A 19,899-nucleotide genomic window follows, 5' to 3' on the forward strand; every position below is an offset into this window, starting at 1 on the left:
GTCTCGGCTGCCCCGGCGGGGATGTTCCTGCGAGATCGGATGCTCGGCTCGGCCCGGATCTGCCGGGCGCGTGTCCTATGTCACCCAATCGGATGATTCAGGTGGTGCGACGTCGGCGATCCTGATCCACACCGCGGGCGCGGCCCCGCCGAGCGCCACGTGCAGCCGGTCGGCGAGCTCGGTCCGGATCATCTCCGCCAGCGCCGGGGCGGGCAGCGGGTACTGCACCTGCAGGTCGATCCGCACCTCGTCGACGTCGCCCCCGCAGCCCCGCAGGTGCACCCCGGGGTGGGCGGTCAGGATCTCGGCGCAGGTCCGGCGGGCCAGCAGCAGGACCGCCTGCGGCGAGATCCGCAGCGACCCGCCGTCCTGGTCGAACTCCAGCGGCGCCGACCCGGCACCGCCGCGGATGCCGCGCACGGTCGTCAGCGCCCGGTCGACCAGCCCGTCCGGCGGCTCGACCGGCAGGTTCGCGGTGCGGCGCACGGCCGCCCATGCCGAATCCAGCTCGGCCAGCTCGGCCTGGCAGTGCGGGCAGCCCGCGACGTGCGCGGCGAGCTCGGGCGTCCCGCCGTCGGCGTGGTAGCCGACCAACTCGCCGACGGTGCGCCCGCAGGGCAGCACCCGGTCGGCGTCGGAGGAGCGATCAGCCATGGCGCATCTCCTTCAGCCTGGCCAGCAGCGCCAACCGCGCGCGGTGCAACCGGGACCGCAGCGCGGGGGCGCCGACGTCCAGGACCTCGGCGATCTCCTCGTAGCCCATCCCTTCGAACTCGTGCAGGACCAGCGGGATCCGCTGCGAGGGTTCCAGGGTCGCGATCGCGCGGTGGACCATGGTGGCTTCCTCGTTGCGCACCGCCTGGCCTTCGGGATCGCGGTGATCGGCGAACAACCCGCCCACGGCCTCGTCGGAGACGTCGAGCGGCACGGTGGGCCTGCGCCGCCGGATCTGGGCCAGCGCGGCGTTGGTCACCACCCGGTACAGCCACGTCGACGGCGCGGCGTCGCCGCGGAAGCGCTTCAGCGACCGCCACGCCGAGACCCACGCGTCCTGCACCGCGTCCTCGGCTTCGGAGGAGTTGCCCAGGATGCGCACCGCCACCCGGTACATGGTGGTGGTGTGGCGGCGGACCAGTTCGTCGAACGCCGACGCGTCCCCGCGCTGCGCTGCTGCGATCAGCGCTTGGTCGGTGTCGGCGCGAGCGGTCACGCGTGCATTCTCGCGTACCGCAACAGCAGCAGCGATTCGTCGGTGTGCAGCGCGGAGAGCAGGCGCATCCGCCGGGGAACGCCGACACCGGTGCCCTTGGCGATCCGCCCCGCGTCCCCGCCTGCCAGCAGCGGCGACATCGTCAGGCACAGCTCGTCGACGAGGTCGGACTCGACCAGGGAGCCGAACAGCGTCGGCCCGCCCTCGCAGCCGATGCGCCGCAGTCCCCGCTCGTCGAGCGCGGCCAGCGCGGCAGGCAGGTCGACCTGCTCGTCCCCGGCGACCACCACGTCGGCCCCGGCATCGGCCAGCGCGGCCCGCCGGTCGGCGGGGGCGGCCTGGCAGGTGAGCACGATCGGCGGCACGAGCGTGTCGGTGAGCAGCGGGGAGTCCACCGGCAGCGAGCACGACCGCGTGACCAGGGCGATCGGCGGCACCGGCGAGAGCCCCAGGCGGGAGCGGCGCTCGCTGCGGACCTCGGTGCGCTTGACGCCGCGGTACCCCTCGAGCACGGCGGTGCTCACACCGACCAGCACCACGTCGGAGAGGTCGCGGATGAGACCGAGGACCCGCTGGTCCTCGGGTGCCGACAGGCCGCGCGACCTGCCCTTGATCGTCACCGCCCCGTCGAGGCTGGAGACGAAGTTCACCCGCACCCACGGGCGTTCCAGCCCCTCCGGGTAGGCGTAGAAGTCCTCGAGTTCGCCGTCCGCCTGTGGTGCGCCACTCATCGGCCAGAGCCTGTCCACGGGTCCATCCCAACATGCCGGTTAGGCTCGGCGCATGAGTACCCCGCGGCTGGCCGATCGCCGTCCCGAGCTCTCGCCGGACGAGATGGTCGGTGCGATGACCCCTCCGCCCCGGTTCGACGAGGTCCGCTTCGACACCTACGTCCCCAACCCCGACGAGCCCAGCCAGGCCGCGGCGGTGGAGGCGTGCGGGGCCTTCGCCGGGCGCGTCTCGGCCGCCGCCGTCGGTGGCGGGTCGTGGTGGAAGTCGCTGTTCGGCGGGCGCAAGGCGGACCCGGGCAAGCCGGGGCTGTACCTCGACGGCGGCTTCGGCGTCGGCAAGACCCACCTGCTGGCCTCGACCTGGCACGCGGTGCCCGGGCCCAAGAGCTACGGCACCTTCGTCGAGCTGACCAACCTGGTCGGCGCGCTCGGCTTCGCCGAGACCGTCCGCAGGCTCTCCGAGCACCGGCTGCTGGCCATCGACGAGTTCGAGCTCGACGACCCCGGCGACACCATGCTGGTGACCCAGCTCATCGCCAAGCTCACCGACGCGGGCGTGCACATCGCCGCGACGTCGAACACGCTGCCCGACAAGCTCGGGGAGGGCCGGTTCGCCGCGGTGGACTTCCTGCGCGAGATCCACGCGATGTCCGCCCGCTTCGAGGTCGTGCGCGTGGACGGCCCGGACTACCGGCACCGCGGCCTGCCCGACGCGCCGGACCCGATGAGCGACACCGAGCTGACCGAGCTGGCCGCGGCCACCGACGGCGCGACGCTCGACGACTTCGAGGAGCTCTGCGCCTTCCTCGCCCGCCTGCACCCGTCGAAGTACGGCCGCCTGGTCGACGGCGTGAGCGCGGTGCACGTGCGCGGTGTCCGGGCGGCACCGGACCAGGACGTGGCGCTGCGGCTGGTGGCGCTGGCGGACCGGCTCTACGACCGGGCGATCCCGGTCCGCGTCTCGGGCGAGGCGCTGCCGGTGCTGTTCACCGAGGAGATGCTGGCGGGCGGCTACCGCAAGAAGTACCTGCGTGCGACCAGCCGCCTCACCGCGCTGTCGCGCGACCTCGCCAAGTCCTGACCGCACGCTGAACTGGTGGTGGCCGCGTCCCTCCGGGCGCGGCCACTCGTGTTTTCCGGGCCGCATGTCTAACCGATCGGTCAGTTCGCTGACCGATCGGTTAGCATCGTCGGTGATCGGAGCGGAGGCGGGTATGGAGAGCACGCGGTGTTGCGTCGTCGGTGGCGGCCCGGCGGGGATGATGCTGGGACTGCTGCTGGCCAGGGCCGGGGTCGAGGTCACCGTGCTGGAGAAGCACCGCGACTTCCTGCGGGACTTCCGCGGCGACACCGTGCACCCGTCGACCCTGCGCCTGCTCGACGACCTCGGGCTCGGGGAGCGGTTCGCCGCGCTGCCGCAGCGGGAGCTGGAACGGATGCGGATGCGGATCGGTGAGTCCACTGTGGTCGCCGCGGACTTCGGGCGGCTCCGGGGCCGCCGCAACTACATCGCGATGGTCCCGCAGTGGGATTTCCTCGACCTGCTCGCGAACGCGGCGCAGGACGAGCCGTCGTTCACCCTGCGGATGTGCAAGGAGGTCACGGGTCTGCGTTCGGAGGGCGGCCGCGTCACCGGCGTCGGCTACCTCAACGAGGACGGCAGTCCCGGCGAGCTCGCCGCGGACCTGACCGTCGGGTGCGACGGTCGCGGCTCCGTGGTCCGCCGCTCGGCGGGGATGCGGTCCCGGGCGTTCGACATCCCGATGGACGTCTGGTCGGTGCGGGTTCCGGCGGTGTCCGGCTCCGGTGCAGGCGGGCAGGTGTTCGCCCGGTTCGCCGACGGCCAGGTCGCGGTCACGATGGACCGCGGCGACTACCTCCAGACCTCCTACCTGATCCGCAAGGGCGACGACGCCAGGCTGCGGGCGCGCGGCATCGAGTGGTTCCGGGGTGCGCTCGCGGAACTGTTCGGCTGGCCGCCGCACGTGCTGGAGGAGATCGGCTCCTTCGACGACGTCAAGCTGCTGGAGACCTCGATGGATCGGCTCCCGCGCTGGTACGCCGACGGCGTGCTCTGCATCGGCGACGCCGCGCACACGATGTCGCCGGTCGGCGGGGTCGGCGTGAACCTCGCGGTGCAGGACGCGGCGGCGACCGCCCGGCTGCTGGCGGCGCCGCTGCTGCGCGGCACCGTCGGCGTCGCCGACCTCGCGCGCGTGCAGCGTCGGCGAATGCTGCCGACGGCTGTGGCCCAGCGGTTGCAGCTCGGCGAGCACGAGATGCTGTTGCGGCCCGCGCTCGACGGCACCCTCGGCGCGAAGCGACTGCCGCTTCCGATGCGGCTGCTGCGGCGGTTCCCGGCGCTCGGCGCGGTGACGGCCCACGTCGGCGGTGTCGGCGTCCGCCCGGAGCGCGCACCCGGCTTCGCCCGGCGCGCGCAGCGTTAGGCCGCTCGGCGGTCGATCGCGAGCATGACGAAGGACTCCAGTTCCTCCGTCGCGGCGTCGAGGTCGAGTTCCGGATCGGCGAGCCACTGGCTGACCACGCCGTCGATGGCCCCGCCGATCGCCAGCGCGATGGTGGTGGTGTCGAAGTCGCGCAGCAGCCCGGCTTCCTGACCCGCCGCGAGCAGGTCGGCCAGGCCTCGCAGCCGGCCTCCTGCCTCGTGCGAGCCCGGCGCCTTGAGCCGCGTCCCGCCCTTGTCGTCGAGCAGCACCTCGGTGATCAGCCGGATGTGGCGGCGGTTGTCGCGGCTGTAGGAGATCATCGCCCGCACGTAGGCCAGCACCGCCTCGCGCGCGTCGGCGGCCCGTTCCACCCGCTCCATGACGTAGGCGGTGTACTGCTCGAAGACGTGCTGGAGCGTCGCCTCGGTCAGGTTGTCCTTCGAGGAGAAGTGGTAGAGCACCGCCGCCTTGGAGATCCCGGCGGCCTCGGCGATCGCCGACAGGGAGGTACCGGTGTAGCCGCGCACCGAGATCAGCTCGATCGTGCTGTCCATGATCTGCCTGCGGCGGACCTGCTCGGTGAAGGTCGCAGCGGTGCGCCGCGGACCGGGGCGGGATGCCGTCAAGGCGCTCTCCTCGGATCGGCGGGCGGCCCCGGCCGGTTCGCCGGTGGCCGCCCCGATCCTAAGCGCCGCACCGCATCCGCCCGGGACGCCGCATCCGCCCGGGACGCGGCGGTTGACCCGCGACGCCGCATCCGCACGCGCCAGGCGTCCGACCCGGGCCGCGGCGGCCGGTCAGCGTCCGGTGAGGACCTCGGCGACGGCGTCGATGCCGGCGTCCAGGTCCGCGCGGCTGATCACCAGCGGCGGCGCGATGCGCAGCGTGGTGTCCTGCGTCTCCTTGCACAGCACGCCGCGTTCGGCGAGCGCGGTGCTGGCCTGGCGGCCCGCCGGCCCGCCAGGCTCGATCTCCACCCCGGCCCACAGGCCCCGCCCGCGCACCTCGGCGACGCCCTGGCCGACCAGCTCGCCGAGCCGCTGGTGAAGGTGGGCACCGAGCTCGCGGGAACGCCGCTGGAACTCGCCGGTGCGCAGCAGCGCGATCACCGCGCGGCCGACGGCGCAGGCCAGCGGGTTGCCGCCGAAGGTGGAGCCGTGCTCGCCGGGGCGCAGCACTCCCAGCACCTCGCGCCGACCGACCACCGCCGACACCGGCATGATGCCGCCGCCGAGCGCCTTGCCCAGGGTGTAGAGGTCGGCGCGGATCCCGTCGTGCTCGCTGGCCAGCAGCTCGCCGGTACGCGCAAGGCCGGACTGGATCTCGTCGGCGATCAGCAGGACCTGGTTGTCGTCGCACAGCGCTCGCAACCGCGGCAGGTAGTCGGCGGGCGGCACCACCACGCCCGCCTCGCCCTGGATGGGCTCCACCAGCACGGCCGCGGTGCGCTCGGTGATCGCGGCCTCGACGGCGTCGGCGTCGCCGTAGGGGGTGACGACGAAGCCGGGGGTGAAGGGGCCGAAGTCCGAACGCGCGGTCGGGTCGGTGGAGAACGAGACGATGGTGGTCGTGCGGCCGTGGAAGTTGGAGCCCGCGACGACGATCTCCGCGCGGTCCTCCGGCACGCCCTTGACCTGGTAGGCCCACTTGCGGGCGACCTTGATCGCCGACTCCACCGCCTCGGCGCCGGAGTTCATCGGCAGCACCATGTCGGTGCCGGTCAGCTCGGCCAGCTCCGCGCAGAACGGCCCGAACTGGTCGTGGTGGAAGGCGCGGCTGGTCAGCGTCACGCGACCGAGCTGCTCGGTGGCCGCGGCGACCAGGTCGGGGTGGCCGTGGCCGAAGTTCAGCGCCGAGTATCCGGCGAGGAAGTCCAGGTAGCGGCGACCGTCCACATCGGTCATCCACGCGCCCGAGGCTTCGGCGATCACCACGGGGAGCGGGTGGTAGTTGTGCGCGCTGTAGTGGTCGGCGAGTCCGAGGAACCGGTCGGTGGCGTCGGTCGTGGTGGTGTCGGCCTGCGCGGTGGCACGCGATGGGGCGGCAGTCATGGGCATAGGTTATGTGCCCGGCATCGTCGATTTCAGCCGCGAGACGTTGCTTGTTCCGATGCTTCGTTGCGTGATGAACGAGTGCCACGGTGAAACGTTGTGGTTGTGGGCTCGGCCGGGCGGTCCCTGCGATCCTGGTCGGAAGCAGATCTGCGGAGGAGGCGTGGATGCCGGACAACGGCGAGTACCGGATGTATGTCGGCGCTTACACGGGGGAGGAGTCGAAGGCGGACGGGATCAGGCTCGCCATCGCCGACGGCACGGGAGCGTTGCGGTGCACCGACGTGGTCGCCGGCGCGGCCGACCCGTCGTTCCTCGCGCTCGCGCCGGACGGCTCGACGCTGTTCGCGGTCAGCGAGGTCTGGGAGGGGCGGGTCCTGTCGTTCGCGGTGTGCGACGACGGCTCGCTGCGGGAGGTCAACTCGCAGCCGACGCTGGGCTCGGCACCCTGCCACCTCAGCATCCACCCGTCCGGCCGGTTCCTGCTGACGGCCAACTACGTCTCCGGCAACGTCGTGGTGCACCCGGTCGCCGAGGGCGGGGTGCTGCGCGAGCCGTGCCACGTGGTCCAGCACAGCGGCAGCGGTCCGAGCGACCGCCAGGACGGGCCGCACGCCCACCAGGTGCTGTCCGACCCGGCGGGGCGGCGGGTGCTCGCCGCCGACCTCGGGACCGACTCGGTCTACGTCTACGACTTCGACGCGGAGTCCGGGCACCTGGCGATCCGGACCGAGGTGACGGTGGCGGCGGGCGCGGGCCCGCGCCACCTGGCGTTCCACCCCTCCGGCACCCGCTTCTACCTGCTCAACGAGCTGGCTTCGGCGCTGACCGAGGTCGCCTACGACCCGGAGACCGGCGCGGCCGAGACCGGACGCACCCTGCCGACGGTGCCCGAAGACCACCGGGAGAAGAGCCTGGCCGCGGAGGTGGTGGTCTCCCCGGACGGCCGGTTCGCCTTCGCCTCCAACCGCGGGCACGACAGCATCGCGGTGTTCGGCTGCGACGACTTCCGGCTGCTAGGCATCCATCCCGCGGGCGTCGCCGGACCTAGGCACATCGCGCTGTCCCCGGACGGCGCGGTGCTCTTCGCGGCCGGTCAGGACAGCGGCACACTGCGTGCGTTGCGGGTTCACGGTGACGGTGGCCTGGAGCCGGTCGGCGAGCCGGTGGAGACGCCGGCGCCGGTCTGCCTGCTGCCCGTCGCCTAGGGGCTTTTCAGAGAGGCACTACAGCAGCGTCTGCTGCCCGTCCATCTCGGTGCCGAGCTCGTCGATCCGGGAACGCACCAGGCTTCCGTAACCGTCCTCTGGCAGCATCCGCTCGGCTTGCCGGGCAGCTCCGAGCTGCTCGCGGGCGTCTTCCCGGCGGCCGAGCTCGTGCAGCGCGCGGGCGGCGTTGACGTGCAGCGACGCCCGCAGCGGAGCCACCGCGGCGGCGTCGGCGTGCTGCGGGGTGACCTCGGCGGCAGCCTCCAGCGCACGCTCGTCCCACCGCAGCTCCTCGGCCGGGTCGTCCTGCAGATCGGCCATGTAGTGCGCGACCGAGATGCGGTGCAGCGGGCGCTCCACCTGGGACCACAGCTGCTCGTAGGCGGACGCGGCCTGCTCCCGATGCCCCTGCAGGGCGGCCTGCTGCACCTGGGCGATCGTGGCCATGATCGGGTCGTCTATCGGCACGGCCGCATCCGCACCGGTCGCCGGTGCCGGTTCGTCCGCGCTGCGGGTCTTCTCCCGCCGCGAGCCCTCGATGATTTGGTAGGAGGCACGCACGCACCCGTCGCAGATCCACGCGCCAGGTCCGCTGATCAGGTGCTTGACCTGCGCGGTATTGGCTCCGCAGAAGGAGCAGACAGGGTTGGCCCCGGTGTCTTCGGACACGTTCATGAGATCTCCCGTCCGCCGGCCGTCTGGCTCGGCTCAGAGCAGCTTGTGGTCGTAGCGGCCGGGCGCGTACTGCTGGAGAGCCAACCGCACGCGCTTGACCTCCTGCCGCCTGGTCCACCAGCCGCCGGTGGCGCCGATCGGGAACACCTTGGTCCCGCCGTGGTAGCCCCGGGTCCGGTGCCACAGGTTCGAGCGCGGCGCGGGGATCCCGTCGGCGAGCCACACGGCCACCGACTGCTTCTTGCCGCGGCCCACGACACCGATGTGCCGGACCTGCGACCAGGGGATCTCCCTGCCGAGGCCGAGCCGGGAGATGCGCAGGCCGTCGTTGTTGACCTTCAGCCGCAGGCTGGGCATCACGACGCGCAGCAGCGACCACCCGGCGCTGACGGCCAGCAGCAGCATGCCCAGGTTGAACAGCCCGCGCACGTTCGGGTTGGTGCCGATCGCGCTGTTCAGCTCGCGTGCACCGACCATCAGCAGCACGATCACCACGGCCGAGACGAACGCGCCGACCCGGCCGCCGGTGGCGAACGTCGGTCCGGGGACGTCGGCGCGCACCCTGGCCACGGCGGCCTGGGTCTGCGCGGTCTGGCGGGGCTGGGCGGGCACGATCTTGCCCCGCTGCCCCTGGACCTGTTGCTGCGCCGCCGGCTGCACCTGTTGCTGGGCCGCGGGCTGCACCTGCTGCGGAGGTGCGGGCTGGGCCGGCGTGAACGTGCGGGTGACCGGCTTGGGCTCGGCGGTGGCCTGGCCTCGCGGCTGCGCGGGCGGTGCTGCGGGAGCCTGCCCAGCGGGCGGGATCGGCGCGTGCGCCTGGTTCGGAGTGGGCGCATGGACCTGCGGTTGCGGCTGGGCCTGCGTGTAGGCGCGCGTGACGGGCTTGGGTTCGCCGGGCGGCGAGTCGGCCACCGCGGCAGCCGACGCCGTGCGCTGGAGCTCGGTCGCGTGCTCGGTGATCACCGCCGTGATCGCCGGGGGCAGCCACTGGCTGCCCTGCGGGCTCTGCTCTCCGACCCCGTCGAGCAGCTGCGCGGGCGTCGGCCGCTGCGCGGGTTCCTTGGCCAGGCACGACGCCAGCAGCGGACGCAGCCCGTCGGGCACCTCGTCGAGGTCCGGCTCGGTGTGCACGACCCGGTAGAGCATGGCGGCGGTGTTCTCGTTGCCGAACGGGCCCATGCCGGTCGCGGCGAACACCAGCACCGCGCCGAGCGAGAACACGTCGCTGGGCGGGCCGACCTCGCTGCCGACGGTCTGCTCCGGAGAGAAGAAGCCGGGCGTGCCCAGGAACATTCCGGTGGCGGTGAGGGCGTTGCCGGTCACCGCGCGGGAGATGCCGAAGTCGATGACCCGCGGCCCGTCCGGGCCGAGCAGCACGTTGGCCGGTTTGAGGTCGCGGTGCACCAGGTCCGCGCGGTGGATGGCCGCCAGCGCCTCGGCCAGCCCGGCGGCCAGGCTGCGCACGGTGTGCTCGGGCAGCGCGCCGTGGTCGGCCACTGCCTGGTGCAGCGTCGGGCCGGGGACGTACTCGGTGGCCAGCCAGGGCTGCTCGGCCTCGGTGTCGGCGTCTACGACCGTGGCCGTCCAGAAGCCGCCGACAGAGCGGGCCATCTGCACCTCGCGGCGGAACCGCTCCCGGAACTCGGCGTCGTCGGCCAGGTCGGGCCGGATGAGCTTGACCGCCACCACCCGTCCGCCGCGGGACCGCGCGAGGTAGACCGCCCCCATCGCTCCTCTGCCGAGCCGTGCGAGCAACCGGTAGTCGCCGACTCTGGTGGGCTCGCTGGTCAACAGCGGCTGCACGTGTCGTCCCCTCCTGTCCTGCGCGGCCCGGCCGTCACGGGTGCGGCCGTACCGACGAGCTTACGGATGCCGCCGCTGTCCATGGGCCGATCGGGTCATCCGGCTGCGACCGGGACCACTCATCGGGTGTCACCCGTCGAGGTCGGCGAACGGGTGCGTCCAACGGGCGGTGAGGCTCCGCGCAGGCAGCGCGAGCGGCGCCCGCGGCGTCGGCCACCCAGCGGTTGTCGGTCCTCCTTGCCATTCTGAGGCGACTGGGGGCCGCCGCCCCCGCGGGCCCGCTCCCGCGCCGACGCGGCGCCCGCACGCACTCGCCCGGAAGGACCACCCATGTTCAGGACCACCGACGTCGGCGCGCCGATCTGGCTCGACCTGGGCACGCCCGACACCGAGGCGGCCGCCGCCTTCTACCGCAAGCTCTTCGGCTGGCAGCTGCGGAGCGCGGGGCCCGACGCCGGCGGCTACGGCTTCTTCATGATCGACGGCAGGATGGCCGGGGCGGTCGGGCCGCTGACCGAGCAGGGCGCGACCTCGGCGTGGACGGTGTACTTCCGCACCGACGACGCCGACGCCACGGCCAGAGCCGTCGTGCAGGCGGGCGGCGCGGTGCGCGTCGGCCCGCTGGACATCTTCGACCAGGGCCGGATGGCGGCCCTGACCGACAGCGCGGGCGCCCGCTTCGGGGTGTGGCAGCCGAACCGCACCACCGGCCTGGAGGTGGTCGGCGAGCCGAACTCGCTGGTGTGGACCGAGCTGTACACACCGGACGCGGCCGAGGCGGGGCGGTTCTACCGGTCGGTCTTCGACTGGCGCGTCGAGGATGCCTCGATGCCGCAGGTCACCTACCTCATCGTCGCCGCACAGGCGGCAGGCCCCGACGGCGGGCACGGCGGCATCATGCAGCTCGCGCGGGAGAACCTCGACGCGGGCAGCGGACCGGAGTGGCATCCCTACATCGAGGTCGCCGACTGCGACGCCGTGTTCGCCACCGCCACCGCCAACGGCGCGACCGAGCTGGTCGCACCGGTGTCGGCACCGAAGATCGGGCGGCTGGCGATGTTCCTCGACCCCTTCGGCGCGCAGATCGCGGTGATCACCAGCGCGAGCAGCTGAAACCCCCTCGCACGCGACGGCCCCGGCACGCGCCGGGGCCGTCGGCGTCGGCCGCCGCGAGTCGCGGGTGCCTGCGCGGGCAACGATCTGGTAATCGGTTACTTGGCTCTGTTCCAACCCTTTCGACGCTCTGGTGTAGTGGGTATGATCCGGCTCACGCGAGCCGGAGCGGGCCGATCAACGCCGATCAGGGGGAGCGACCGTGACGCCGAACGCAGACAGCCCAGTCGCGGTGGCGTTGCGCGGGGTGGGCAAGCGGTTCCCCGGCGTGGTCGCCGTATCCGATGTGGACCTGGACGTCTTCGCCGGTGAGGTCCACGTCTTCGCCGGTGAGAACGGCGCGGGCAAGTCGACGCTGATGAAGCTCATCGCCCAGGTCGAGCCGGCGACCTCGGGCCGCATCGAGCTGGCGGGCGCACCGGTCACCTACCAGGGCCCCGGCGCCGCGCGCAGGCTCGGCGTGTCGATGGTGCACCAGGAGTTCGCGCTCGCCCCGGACCTCTCGGTCGCCGAGAACCTGTTCATCGGCGACGAACCCGGTGGTTTCGGCTGGATCTCGCGAGGCAGGGAACGCCGCGCCGCCGCCGAACTGCTGGCCCGCGTCGGCCTGGACGTCGACCCCGGCAGGCGCGTCGGGCTGCTGTCCACTGCGGAGCAGCAGCGGGTGGAGCTGGCGAAGGCGCTGGCCGTGCGGGCCAAGGTGCTCATCCTGGACGAGCCGACCGCGACGCTGACCGAACGCGAGACCGCGGAGCTGTTCGGCATCGTGCGCGAGCTGACCGCGCAGGGCATCGCCGTCCTCTACATCTCGCACCGGCTGGACGAGATCTTCGAGATCGGCGACCGGGTGACCGTGATGCGCGACGGCGCGGTGGTCGACACCCACCCGGTGTCCGAACTGGACGAAGGCAGGCTGGTCCAGCTCATGGTCGGCCGCGACGTGGAGAACCTCTACCCGCGAACCCATTCCGCACCGGGGGAGGTGCGGCTGCGGGTCAGCGGGCTGAGCCGGGACGACGTCGTGCACGACGTGTCGTTCGACGTGCGTGCGGGCGAGATCGTCGGCCTGGCCGGGCTGGTCGGCGCCGGACGCACCGAACTGGCGCGCGCCGTCTTCGGCGCGGAGCTGCCCGACGCCGGCACCGTCTCGCTCGACGGCAAGCGGCTGCGCATCCGCGGGCCGGCCGACGCGATCGCCGCGGGCATCGGCTACCTCACCGAGAGCCGCAAGTCCGATGGTCTTGCCCTGCAACTGGGGGTGGACAAGAACATCACGATGGCGCGGCTGCCGATGCGCGCCGGACTGATCGACCTGCGCGCCGAGCGCCGGGTCGCCGAGCGGGAGCGGGACTCCCTGCGCATCCGGGTGCCGTGGGTCGGCCGTCCGGTGCAGACGCTCTCCGGCGGCAACCAGCAGAAGGTGGTGCTCGCGCGCTGGCTGGAGACCGGAGCGGAGGTGCTGTTCTTCGACGAACCCGGGCGGGGCATGGACGTCGGGGCCAAGTCGGAGATGTTCCAGCAGATGGACGCGCTGGCCGGGCAGGGCAAGGCGGTCGTGTTCATCTCCAGCTACCTCCCGGAACTGCTGAACATGTGCGACCGGATCCTGGTGATGCGCGGCGGCCGGATCACCGGCGAGGTCCCGCGCGCGGAGTTCTCCGAGGAACGCGTCGTCGCACTCGCGACCGGAGCGAAGGAAAACCATGGCTGAGCAGACGAAGGACCGCGGAGTGGTGGGCGGTCTGCTTGACCGCGCCTCCGGCGCGGTGTCCCAGGTCGCGGCGGCGGGCGCGCTGATCGTCGCCTTCATCGCGCTCTCGTTCGTCGCACCGTCGTTCCTCACCGCCGACAACCTGTTCAACCTGGGCTCGCAGACCTCGGTGAACGCGGTGATGGCCGTCGGCGTGACGCTGGTGATCATCACCGGCGGCATCGACCTGTCGGTCGGCTCGGTGGCCGCGCTCTCCGGCGTGCTCGGCGTGATGCTGATGGCCGACTTCGGCTTCAACCCGCTGATCGGCGTCGTCGGCGGGATCGCCGTCGGCGCGATGGCGGGCCTGATCAACGGGCTGCTGGTGTCGGTGGTGGGACTGCCGCCGTTCATCGCCACGCTCGGCATGCTCAGCGTCGGCCGCGGCCTGGTGCTCATCTTCACCGGAGCGGTCGCGGTGTTCGGCGCGCCGGAGTCGTTCCGGTTGCTGGGGCAGGGCGTGATCGGGGTGATCCCGATCCCGATCGTGCTGATCGCGGTGGTCGCGGTGGCCGGGCACCTGGTGCTCACCAGGACGCGGCTCGGCCGCTACGCCTACGTCATGGGCTCCAACATGGAGGCCGCGCGCCTGTCCGGTGTGCCGGTGCGCAAGTACACCACCGCCGTCTACGTGCTCTCGGGCGCGCTTGCCGGGCTGGGCGGGATGATCGCCGCCTCGCGCATCAACTCCGGGCAGCCGAACTTCGGCGAGGGACTGGAGCTGGACGTGATCGCCGCGGTGGTCATCGGCGGCGCGAGCCTGTTCGGCGGGCGCGGCACCGTGGTCGGCTCGCTGATCGGAGCGTTCCTCGTCGCGGTCATCCGCAACGGCGCCGTGCAGCTCGACATCAGCACCTTCTACCAGAACGTGCTGATCGGCGTGATCATCTGGCTCGCCGTGTGGTGGGACCGCTACCAGCGGCGCAAGCTCACCGGTGACGCCGGTTAGCGCCACCGCCGCGGGCGTGCGGGGCGGGAAGACGTCGGTACCCAGGGAGGGGCCCATGAGGAAGGTTCTGGCAACCGGTTGCCTGCTGGCGCTGTCGGTGGCGGCCACGTCGTGCTCGGTCGGTGTCCGGGAGCAGACCGGGGACAACGCGGCGAAGGAGGGCCCGGTCAAGATCGCGGTCGTGCCCAAGGCGATCGGATTCGACTTCTGGGAGCAGGTTCGCGTCGGCGCCGAGTGCGCGGCGTCCAAGCAGCCCGACGTCAAGGTGCACTGGGACGGGGTGCCCGCCGAGAGCGACGTCAGCGGGCAGCAGAACCTGTTGCAGGACCTGCTCTCCAAGGGCGACGTCAACGGCTTGGTCTACGCGGCGACCGACGCCAAGGCGCTGGCCGACATCACCAGGACCGCCACCCAGCAGGGCACGACGGTGGTCAACATGGACTCCGGCACCAACCCGCAGCCGCCGGACGTGCCGGTGTTCGCGACCAACAACGTCGCGGCGGCCGAGCAGGGCACCGACCTGCTCGCCAAGGAGCTCGGCGGGCAGGGCAAGGTCGCCTTCATCGAGTTCCAGCCCGGTACCAGCACGAACGAGACGCGCGCCGAGGGCTTCAAGCGGGGGCTGGCCAAGAACCCCGGGCTGAAGCTGGTCGCGCAGCAGTCCAGCGAGAGCGACTACAACACGGCGCTGCAGGTCACCCAGGACATCCTGACCGCCAACCCGGACCTCAACGGCATCTACGCCGCCAACGAGCCGAGCGTGCTCGGCGCCGCCGAGGCGGTGCGGCAGGCGGGCAGGGTCGGTCAAGTCAAGATCATCGGCTGGGACACCTCGGAAGGCGAGATCAACGCCCTGCGGCAAGGCGTGATCACCGGTCTCATCGCGCAGAACCCGTTCAAGATGGGCTTCGCCTCCGTGGACGCCGCGATCACCAAGATCCGCGCCCAGCAGCGGCCTGCTCCGGCGACCGACACCGGGTCGATGCTGATCACCAAGGAGAACCTCGACAGCCCCGAGGTGCAGAAGCTGCTCAACCCGAGCTGCGAGAACCCGCCGCAGTGAGCGGCCGGTGAACCACCCGGCGGCGGCCGGTGACCCGGTCGGTCACCGGCCGCCGGCCTAATGCGGGTATGAGCTTTCCCGGCTGCGGGGTGCGGTGAGGCGACGCCGTCAGGGCGTTTCGGCCTTGCCGGCGTAGCGCTCCAGCGCGTCGGCGCCCGCGGCCGCTCCGCCCGACTCCTCGATCGCCTCCCGCATCCGGGCCAGGGCTTCCCCGATCCGCACGTCCTCGGCCACCGACTCGACGGCCGCGCGGATCGACGCCGCGTCCGGCTCCTCCAGCAGTGTGCCCAGCCCCAGCTCCGCCACCCGGCGCGCGTTGCGCCGCTGTTCGGGAACCTGCGGCACGGCGACCATCGGCACCTCGTGGTACAGCGCCTCCATCGTCGAGCCCATGCCGCAGTGCGTGACGAACGCGTCGGCCTCGCGCAACACCGCCAGTTGCGGGAAGTGCGGCCGCACTTCGACGTTGTCCGGCAATGTGCCCAATGTGGACAGTCCGATGTGGCTGCCGACCGACATAGCCACCTGCCACCGCGTCCCCTCGAACGCCTCCGCGCAAGCGCGGAAGAAGTCGGGCCGGTCGTTGAAGACGGTGCCGAGCGAGACGAACACCAACGGTGCGTCCGGGCGCCGCGGTCGCCACCGCGACGCGTCCTCCGGCCGCGGTGACGGGCCGACGAAGTGGAAGCGGTCGTCGAACGCCTCGCCCCCGGGCTGGAAGGGCCTCGGCACGAACACCAGGTTCAGCGGCGCCATGACCTCGCTCATCGGGTCCGGCAGCGCGCCCACGCCGAGCCCGGCGGCGAAGTCGGTCATGGCCTGCTGCGCCGCGAGCAGGCGGGCGTCGCCGAAGTCGAACGCCTCGGGCATGAACGTCTCCGACAGCGGGGCGTCGTCGTGCCCGGTGAGGTTCGGCACCAGCGCGGCGGTGGGCACGCCGAGCGAGTCGGCGAACACGCGGCCGAACGGGTTGATGGCGTCGAAGCACACCACGTCCGGCCGCTCGGCGCCGAAGTGCTCCAGCGCCACCGGCAGGTCGGCACGGGCGTTGGCGAGAACCCCTTCGAGCATCGCGGCCAGGTCGCCCGCGGTGAAGGTCGTGCCGGACAGCGGCCGGTCCGGGATCTCCGAGGGCAGCGGGACCGGCTCGGCGCCCGCGGCCCGCACCGCCGGGACCATGCTCGCGCCGGTGGCGAAGCCGACCCGGTGCCCGCGCCGGACCAGCTCGGCGACCAGCGGGAGCACGGGGTTGATGTGGCCGGGTGCGGGGGGAACGAAGAAGGCCAGGTGCATGCTCGTCCGTCCACGGGTCGGGAGGGGATGGCCATACCGTTGTACCTCGGATTCGGATACCGCCGGACGTGCGGCGGCCCGGTGGCGCGGGGTAGAACGTTGCGGTGTCAACCGTGATCGTCAGTCCGGTCGTGCAGGAGATCCTGGACCTGATCGGCATCTTCGCCTTCGGGCTCTCGGGTGCGCTGCTCGCGGTGCACAAGCGCTTCGACGCCGTCGGCATCGCCGTGCTCGCCGAGGTGACGGCGCTCGGCGGCGGAGTGCTGCGCGACGTCGTCATCGGCGCGGTCCCACCGGTCGCCTTCACCGACATGGGTTACTTCGTGACCCCGCTCGTGGCAGCCGCGCTGACGTTCTTCTGGCACCCGCGGCTGGCTCGCATCAACCGCTTCGTGCTGATCTTCGACGCCTTCGGGCTGGGCGTCTTCTGCGTGGCGGGGACGATCAAGGCGCTCAACTACGGCATGCACCCGCTGCCCGCCGCCGCGCTGGGCGTGATGACGGCGATCGGCGGCGGGGCGCTGCGCGACGTGCTCGCCGGCGAGGTCCCCGCCCTGCTGCACCCGGAGAGCGAGATCTACGCGGTGCCCGCGCTGCTCGGCAGCGCCCTGGTCGCGGCCCTCGCCGCCCTGCACCTGCTCAACCCCCTCACCAGCGCCCTCGCGGCTCTGATCGCCGTGACCGTCCGCCTGCTCGCCCTGCGCTTCGGCTGGCGAGCCCCACTGGCCCGGGGTGTCGGCAGAGTGGAGGGGGAGGGCTGACCGGGCTCGGCCCGCCGCCGGTCAAGCAGTCCCGGCACGCATGCGCGGTCGCGGCGAGTTGATGTCGGGGTTGGCGCGTACCCTGCGGCGCCATGACTCGTGAGGGGCCGTTCTGGGACGTGCTGGAAAGGAGGGCGGACCCTCCGCCCGCGGCGAAGACCCTCGGGTTCGAACTCGTCGAGGTGAACCCGGACGAGGGGACCATCGAGGTTGCCTTCACGGCCGGCGAACGCTTCCTCAACCCGGTCGGCGTGGTGCAGGGTGGGTTCCTCGCCGCGATGCTGGACGACACACTCGGCCCGGCGCTGGTGGCCACCCTGGACGCGGGTCAGTTCGCCCCGACCACGGACCTGCACGTGCAGTTCCTCGCCCCGGCGCGGCCAGGCCGTCTCGTCGGACGGGGCCGGATCGCCCGGCGCGGCGGGCAGATCGCGTTCCTCGCAGGCGAACTGGTCGACAGCACCGGCACGGTCGTCGCGGCCGCGACCGCGACAGCCCTCATCAGGCCGGCGCGAGCCTGAAAGCACGTCGGCGGCCGCTCACCCCTGGCCGCCCAGCCCTGATCGCGTTCCTGTTCCACCGCTGTGCGACCCGCGTAGCGACCCGCACGAGGCCGCTGCCTGTCCTGCCCGCGCGTCACCCCTGGCCGCGGTCGCGCAGGAAAGCCAGGGCCTGGTCGGCGTGGGCGGTCATCCGGAACTCGCTGCGGATGACTTCCAGCACCGTGCGGTCCGTGCCGATGACGAAGGTGTGGCGCTTGACCGGCAGCGGTCCGAAGCGCCGCTTGACGCCGAACGCGCGTGCGACCTGGCCGTCGAAGTCCGACAGCAGGGGGAAGCCGAAGGAGTTGGCCTCGGCGAACCGGCGTTGCTTGGCGACCGGATCGGTGCTCACGCCCACCGGCGCGGCCCCGGCCGCCGCGAACTCTGCGGACAGGTCCCGGAAGTGGCACGATTCCGCGGTGCAGCCCGGTGTCATGGCGGCGGGGTAGAAGAACAGCACCACCGGGCCGTCGGTCGCCAGTTCGGAGAGCTTGCGCTCGGTCCCGTGCTGGTCCGGCAGGACGAAGTCCTCGGCGGTGTCGCCTGGTCGCATCGGTGTTCTCCTTCGCGGCGTTTGGCCGGATCGTATTCGGAATGCCCGTGTGGGTGATAGGAAACCCGGTTTGCGGCCTCCGGGGGAGGGTAGGGAAAGGAGTCCGAACGTGAGTCGGGGGTCGGGGGGCCCTATGGGAGTCGGGGGTCGGGGGGAAGGCTCGTCGTTGCGGCGGCGGGTCGCTGTCGGGTTGTGCCTGCCGGTCGGCGCCGCGGCGCTGGTGATGGGCCTGGCCGAAGTCAGGGCGGTGACGCGGCCGCCGGTGCCGGACGTCGAGGTGGCGCCGCCGAAGGCGCCGCCGGAGGGACGCGCCGGGGCTGCGGTCCACGCGGTCGACGCCTGGGCGGCCGGTCGGGTCGACGGCAGGCTGGAGGTCGCCGTGCTCGACCGGCGCACCGGTGAGTTCGCCAAGGGCGGCCAGGCGGGCGCACCGGTTTACTCCGCGTCGCTGGCGAAGCTGATCGTGGCCGTCGACGTGCTCGACCGGCGCCACGTGGTGCCGGTCGATGACCAAGCGCGGACCTGGATCCGCCAGGCGCTCGGCCCGAGCGACGACAACGCCATGAACGCGTTGTGGGAACGCTTCGACGGTCCGGGCGCGGTTCGCCGGGTGGCCGAACGGCTCGGCCTCACCGCGACGCGGCCACCGGACGACCTCGCCAGGTGGGGCGAGACGATCGTCTCCGCCGAGGACGTGGTGCGGGTGTTCGAGTACGTGCTCACCGACCTCCCGCCGGAGGACCGCGACTTCGTCATGGCGGCGCTGCGCGACGCCCCGGACGTCGCCGCCGGCGGGTTCGACCAGCACTACGGGCTCGAGGAGTTGCCGTCCGCGGAGGTGAAGTCCGCCTGGATGTGCTGCGTGCGGAACCAGACCAACATGCACAGCGCGGGGGTGACCGACACCTCGCAGCGCTACGTCGTCGCGCTGCTGTCGTCCCAGCCCGTCTCCGGTGGCTACGACGGGGCCAAGCGCAGGATTTCGGAGGCGACGGATGTCCTGCGGGCGGGACTCGACGAGTGACCGGGAAGTGACGAGTGACCGGGAAGTGACGACGGGACTCAGTCCAGCGCCTCCAGGAGCGGTCGCAGGGCGCTGAGCTCCACGGCGCCCGCGGGTTTCACCGGCGCGCGGGTGAGGATCAGCTTCGTCCGGCGCGTCGCGCCGTCGTCGCCCATGACCGCGGTGAGGGTGCCGGCGAGCAACTGCTCGGCCGCCTCCTCGCTGAGCGCGGCGAGCATGGGGTGGAAGAAGTGCAGGACGGCCGTGTCGAGGTCGGGGTGGTGCTCGACCGCCACCCGCAGGCCCGTCAGCTCGATCTCGAGATCACCGCATCCGGCGGCTGGGACGGGCGCCTGATCGCCGAGGCCGGTGTACTCCCACACCGCGTCGCGCGCGGGCGCGGCGGCGAGCACCGTGGTCGCGATCCGCCGCGCCTGCGGTGTCGTGCCGGTGATGCCGAAGGCGTGCGCCGACTCCAGTCCCGGCCGCAGCGAGAAGCGCAGGTCCGGGTGCAGCGTGCCGAGGCGGTCGCGCAGCGGTTCGACGAAGTCCTGGATGCGCAGATCGCCGATGGCTTCGGCGATCGGGTCGCGGGTTCGCTCCCACCACCGCCAGAACGCCGCGATCGTCTCCGGACCCGGCACGCGTTCGGCTTCGGACATACCCAACTCCACCACAACCGGCCGCCGCCCGTGCCGGTGTTGAGATTTTCCTTACCGCGGCAGCGCCCGTTCGGGTGCTTGCGCG

The 19,899-nt window shown here is 72.4% G+C and carries 20 protein-coding genes; 10 read left to right on the plus strand and 10 right to left on the minus strand.

From position 1 onward, the window contains the following. Nucleotides 1-75: 75 nt before the first annotated feature. Genes HUO13_RS11640 through HUO13_RS11650 form a run of 3 tightly spaced genes read right to left on the minus strand, consistent with a single transcriptional unit; the run spans nt 76 to nt 1,941 of the window. On the minus strand, nt 76-654 hold the full coding sequence (locus HUO13_RS11640) for an anti-sigma factor family protein (protein WP_211901399.1): 579 nt from the start codon (nt 652-654) through the stop codon (nt 76-78). After that, nucleotides 647-1,210: an RNA polymerase sigma factor gene (locus HUO13_RS11645; RefSeq protein ID WP_211901400.1), complete on the minus strand. Its 564-nt coding sequence runs from the start codon at nt 1,208-1,210 to the stop codon at nt 647-649. Before HUO13_RS11645 ends, HUO13_RS11640 begins: the two co-directional genes overlap by 8 nt. After that, nucleotides 1,207-1,941 (minus strand): pyrimidine reductase family protein, encoded by a 735-nt coding sequence (locus HUO13_RS11650; RefSeq protein ID WP_211901401.1) that lies wholly within the window; start codon nt 1,939-1,941, stop codon nt 1,207-1,209. The genes HUO13_RS11645 and HUO13_RS11650 overlap by 4 nt, the downstream gene beginning before the upstream one ends. 52 nt (nt 1,942-1,993) lie before the next feature. Here HUO13_RS11650 and zapE point away from each other — a divergent pair, with 52 nt between their 5' ends. Continuing rightward, complete coding sequence (gene zapE, locus HUO13_RS11655) at nt 1,994-3,022, plus strand: cell division protein ZapE (RefSeq protein WP_211901402.1); 1,029 nt, start codon at nt 1,994-1,996, stop codon at nt 3,020-3,022. A 133-nt stretch (nt 3,023-3,155) separates the two neighbouring features. Beyond that, a complete protein-coding gene (locus tag HUO13_RS11660) occupies nt 3,156-4,388 on the plus strand; it encodes an FAD-dependent oxidoreductase (RefSeq protein ID WP_211901403.1) in 1,233 nt (410 codons plus the stop codon). On the opposite strand, the gene HUO13_RS11665 is transcribed toward HUO13_RS11660, so the two are convergent. Continuing rightward, nucleotides 4,385-5,014, minus strand: a complete 630-nt coding sequence (locus HUO13_RS11665; protein WP_211901404.1) for a TetR/AcrR family transcriptional regulator — start codon at nt 5,012-5,014, stop codon at nt 4,385-4,387. The genes HUO13_RS11660 and HUO13_RS11665 overlap by 4 nt on opposite strands. Before the next feature lie 171 nt (nt 5,015-5,185). Continuing rightward, nucleotides 5,186-6,439, minus strand: coding sequence for an ornithine--oxo-acid transaminase (rocD, locus tag HUO13_RS11670; protein WP_211901405.1), 1,254 nt, complete (start codon nt 6,437-6,439; stop codon nt 5,186-5,188). Between the two features lie 167 nt (nt 6,440-6,606). Here rocD and HUO13_RS11675 point away from each other — a divergent pair, with 167 nt between their 5' ends. Next, nucleotides 6,607-7,647, plus strand: a complete 1,041-nt coding sequence (locus HUO13_RS11675; RefSeq protein WP_211901406.1) for a lactonase family protein — start codon at nt 6,607-6,609, stop codon at nt 7,645-7,647. Between the two features lie 18 nt (nt 7,648-7,665). Here HUO13_RS11675 and HUO13_RS11680 read toward each other — a convergent pair whose 3' ends face one another. Both HUO13_RS11680 and HUO13_RS11685 read right to left on the minus strand, forming a co-directional pair. Next, the gene (locus HUO13_RS11680) at nt 7,666-8,322 is read right to left on the minus strand and encodes a ClpX C4-type zinc finger protein (protein ID WP_211901407.1); all 657 of its coding nucleotides are present in this window, start codon (nt 8,320-8,322) and stop codon (nt 7,666-7,668) included. 33 nt (nt 8,323-8,355) lie between these two features. After that, on the minus strand, nt 8,356-10,125 hold the full coding sequence (locus HUO13_RS11685; protein WP_211901408.1) for a serine/threonine-protein kinase: 1,770 nt from the start codon (nt 10,123-10,125) through the stop codon (nt 8,356-8,358). Between the two features lie 330 nt (nt 10,126-10,455). Between HUO13_RS11685 and HUO13_RS11690 the strand changes: the two genes are divergently transcribed. The 4 genes from HUO13_RS11690 to HUO13_RS11705 all read left to right on the plus strand — a co-directional run bounded on the left by HUO13_RS11690 (nt 10,456) and on the right by HUO13_RS11705 (nt 15,000). After that, a complete protein-coding gene (locus HUO13_RS11690) occupies nt 10,456-11,238 on the plus strand; it encodes a VOC family protein (RefSeq protein ID WP_211901409.1) in 783 nt (260 codons plus the stop codon). A gap of 202 nt (nt 11,239-11,440) precedes the next feature. Continuing rightward, entirely contained in the window at nt 11,441-12,949 is a 1,509-nt protein-coding gene (locus tag HUO13_RS11695; protein ID WP_249124688.1) for a sugar ABC transporter ATP-binding protein, read from the plus strand. After that, nucleotides 12,942-13,937: an ABC transporter permease gene (locus HUO13_RS11700; protein ID WP_211901410.1), complete on the plus strand. Its 996-nt coding sequence runs from the start codon at nt 12,942-12,944 to the stop codon at nt 13,935-13,937. Before HUO13_RS11695 ends, HUO13_RS11700 begins: the two co-directional genes overlap by 8 nt. Nucleotides 13,938-13,992: 55 nt before the next feature. Then, nucleotides 13,993-15,000: a sugar ABC transporter substrate-binding protein gene (locus tag HUO13_RS11705; RefSeq protein ID WP_211901411.1), complete on the plus strand. Its 1,008-nt coding sequence runs from the start codon at nt 13,993-13,995 to the stop codon at nt 14,998-15,000. A 108-nt stretch (nt 15,001-15,108) separates the two neighbouring features. Here the strand turns inward: HUO13_RS11705 and HUO13_RS11710 are convergent, their stop codons facing one another. Beyond that, on the minus strand, nt 15,109-16,293 hold the full coding sequence (locus HUO13_RS11710) for a macrolide family glycosyltransferase (RefSeq protein WP_211901412.1): 1,185 nt from the start codon (nt 16,291-16,293) through the stop codon (nt 15,109-15,111). Nucleotides 16,294-16,397: 104 nt separating this feature from the next. On the opposite strand from HUO13_RS11710, the gene HUO13_RS11715 reads away from it, so the two are divergent. Both HUO13_RS11715 and HUO13_RS11720 read left to right on the plus strand, forming a co-directional pair. Next, nucleotides 16,398-17,054 carry a trimeric intracellular cation channel family protein gene (locus HUO13_RS11715; RefSeq protein WP_211901413.1) on the plus strand — a complete coding sequence of 219 codons (657 nt, stop codon included), beginning with the start codon at nt 16,398-16,400 and terminating at the stop codon, nt 17,052-17,054. A gap of 92 nt (nt 17,055-17,146) precedes the next feature. After that, nucleotides 17,147-17,575, plus strand: coding sequence for a PaaI family thioesterase (locus HUO13_RS11720; RefSeq protein WP_211901414.1), 429 nt, complete (start codon nt 17,147-17,149; stop codon nt 17,573-17,575). A 115-nt stretch (nt 17,576-17,690) separates the two neighbouring features. Here HUO13_RS11720 and HUO13_RS11725 read toward each other — a convergent pair whose 3' ends face one another. Further along, a complete protein-coding gene (locus HUO13_RS11725; RefSeq protein WP_211901415.1) occupies nt 17,691-18,149 on the minus strand; it encodes a peroxiredoxin in 459 nt (152 codons plus the stop codon). A 166-nt stretch (nt 18,150-18,315) separates the two neighbouring features. On the opposite strand from HUO13_RS11725, the gene HUO13_RS11730 reads away from it, so the two are divergent. After that, the gene (locus tag HUO13_RS11730; RefSeq protein WP_211901416.1) at nt 18,316-19,173 is read left to right on the plus strand and encodes a serine hydrolase; all 858 of its coding nucleotides are present in this window, start codon (nt 18,316-18,318) and stop codon (nt 19,171-19,173) included. Nucleotides 19,174-19,211: 38 nt separating this feature from the next. Here the strand turns inward: HUO13_RS11730 and HUO13_RS11735 are convergent, their stop codons facing one another. Continuing rightward, nucleotides 19,212-19,814, minus strand: coding sequence for a hypothetical protein (locus HUO13_RS11735; RefSeq protein WP_211901417.1), 603 nt, complete (start codon nt 19,812-19,814; stop codon nt 19,212-19,214). Nucleotides 19,815-19,899: the final 85 nt, after the last annotated feature.

The organism is Saccharopolyspora erythraea, from assembly GCF_018141105.1.
Classification (GTDB): Bacteria; Actinomycetota; Actinomycetes; order Mycobacteriales; family Pseudonocardiaceae; genus Saccharopolyspora_D; species Saccharopolyspora_D erythraea_A.

Excerpts from the sequence above, each read along its gene's own strand:
- HUO13_RS11725 (WP_211901415.1), bottom strand. The coding sequence starts at position 18,149 with ATGCGACCAGGCGACACCGCCGAGGACTTCGTCCTGCCGGACCAGCAC.
- HUO13_RS11650 (WP_211901401.1), bottom strand. The coding sequence starts at position 1,941 with ATGAGTGGCGCACCACAGGCGGACGGCGAACTCGAGGACTTCTACGCC.
- HUO13_RS11675 (WP_211901406.1), top strand. The coding sequence starts at position 6,607 with ATGCCGGACAACGGCGAGTACCGGATGTATGTCGGCGCTTACACGGGG.
- HUO13_RS11700 (WP_211901410.1), top strand. The coding sequence starts at position 12,942 with ATGGCTGAGCAGACGAAGGACCGCGGAGTGGTGGGCGGTCTGCTTGAC.
- HUO13_RS11640 (WP_211901399.1), bottom strand. The coding sequence starts at position 654 with ATGGCTGATCGCTCCTCCGACGCCGACCGGGTGCTGCCCTGCGGGCGC.
- HUO13_RS11660 (WP_211901403.1), top strand. The coding sequence starts at position 3,156 with ATGGAGAGCACGCGGTGTTGCGTCGTCGGTGGCGGCCCGGCGGGGATG.
- HUO13_RS11720 (WP_211901414.1), top strand. The coding sequence starts at position 17,147 with ATGACTCGTGAGGGGCCGTTCTGGGACGTGCTGGAAAGGAGGGCGGAC.
- rocD (WP_211901405.1), bottom strand. The coding sequence starts at position 6,439 with ATGACTGCCGCCCCATCGCGTGCCACCGCGCAGGCCGACACCACCACG.
- HUO13_RS11735 (WP_211901417.1), bottom strand. The coding sequence starts at position 19,814 with ATGTCCGAAGCCGAACGCGTGCCGGGTCCGGAGACGATCGCGGCGTTC.
- HUO13_RS11705 (WP_211901411.1), top strand. The coding sequence starts at position 13,993 with ATGAGGAAGGTTCTGGCAACCGGTTGCCTGCTGGCGCTGTCGGTGGCG.
- HUO13_RS11680 (WP_211901407.1), bottom strand. The coding sequence starts at position 8,322 with ATGAACGTGTCCGAAGACACCGGGGCCAACCCTGTCTGCTCCTTCTGC.
- HUO13_RS11690 (WP_211901409.1), top strand. The coding sequence starts at position 10,456 with ATGTTCAGGACCACCGACGTCGGCGCGCCGATCTGGCTCGACCTGGGC.
- zapE (WP_211901402.1), top strand. The coding sequence starts at position 1,994 with ATGAGTACCCCGCGGCTGGCCGATCGCCGTCCCGAGCTCTCGCCGGAC.
- HUO13_RS11710 (WP_211901412.1), bottom strand. The coding sequence starts at position 16,293 with ATGCACCTGGCCTTCTTCGTTCCCCCCGCACCCGGCCACATCAACCCC.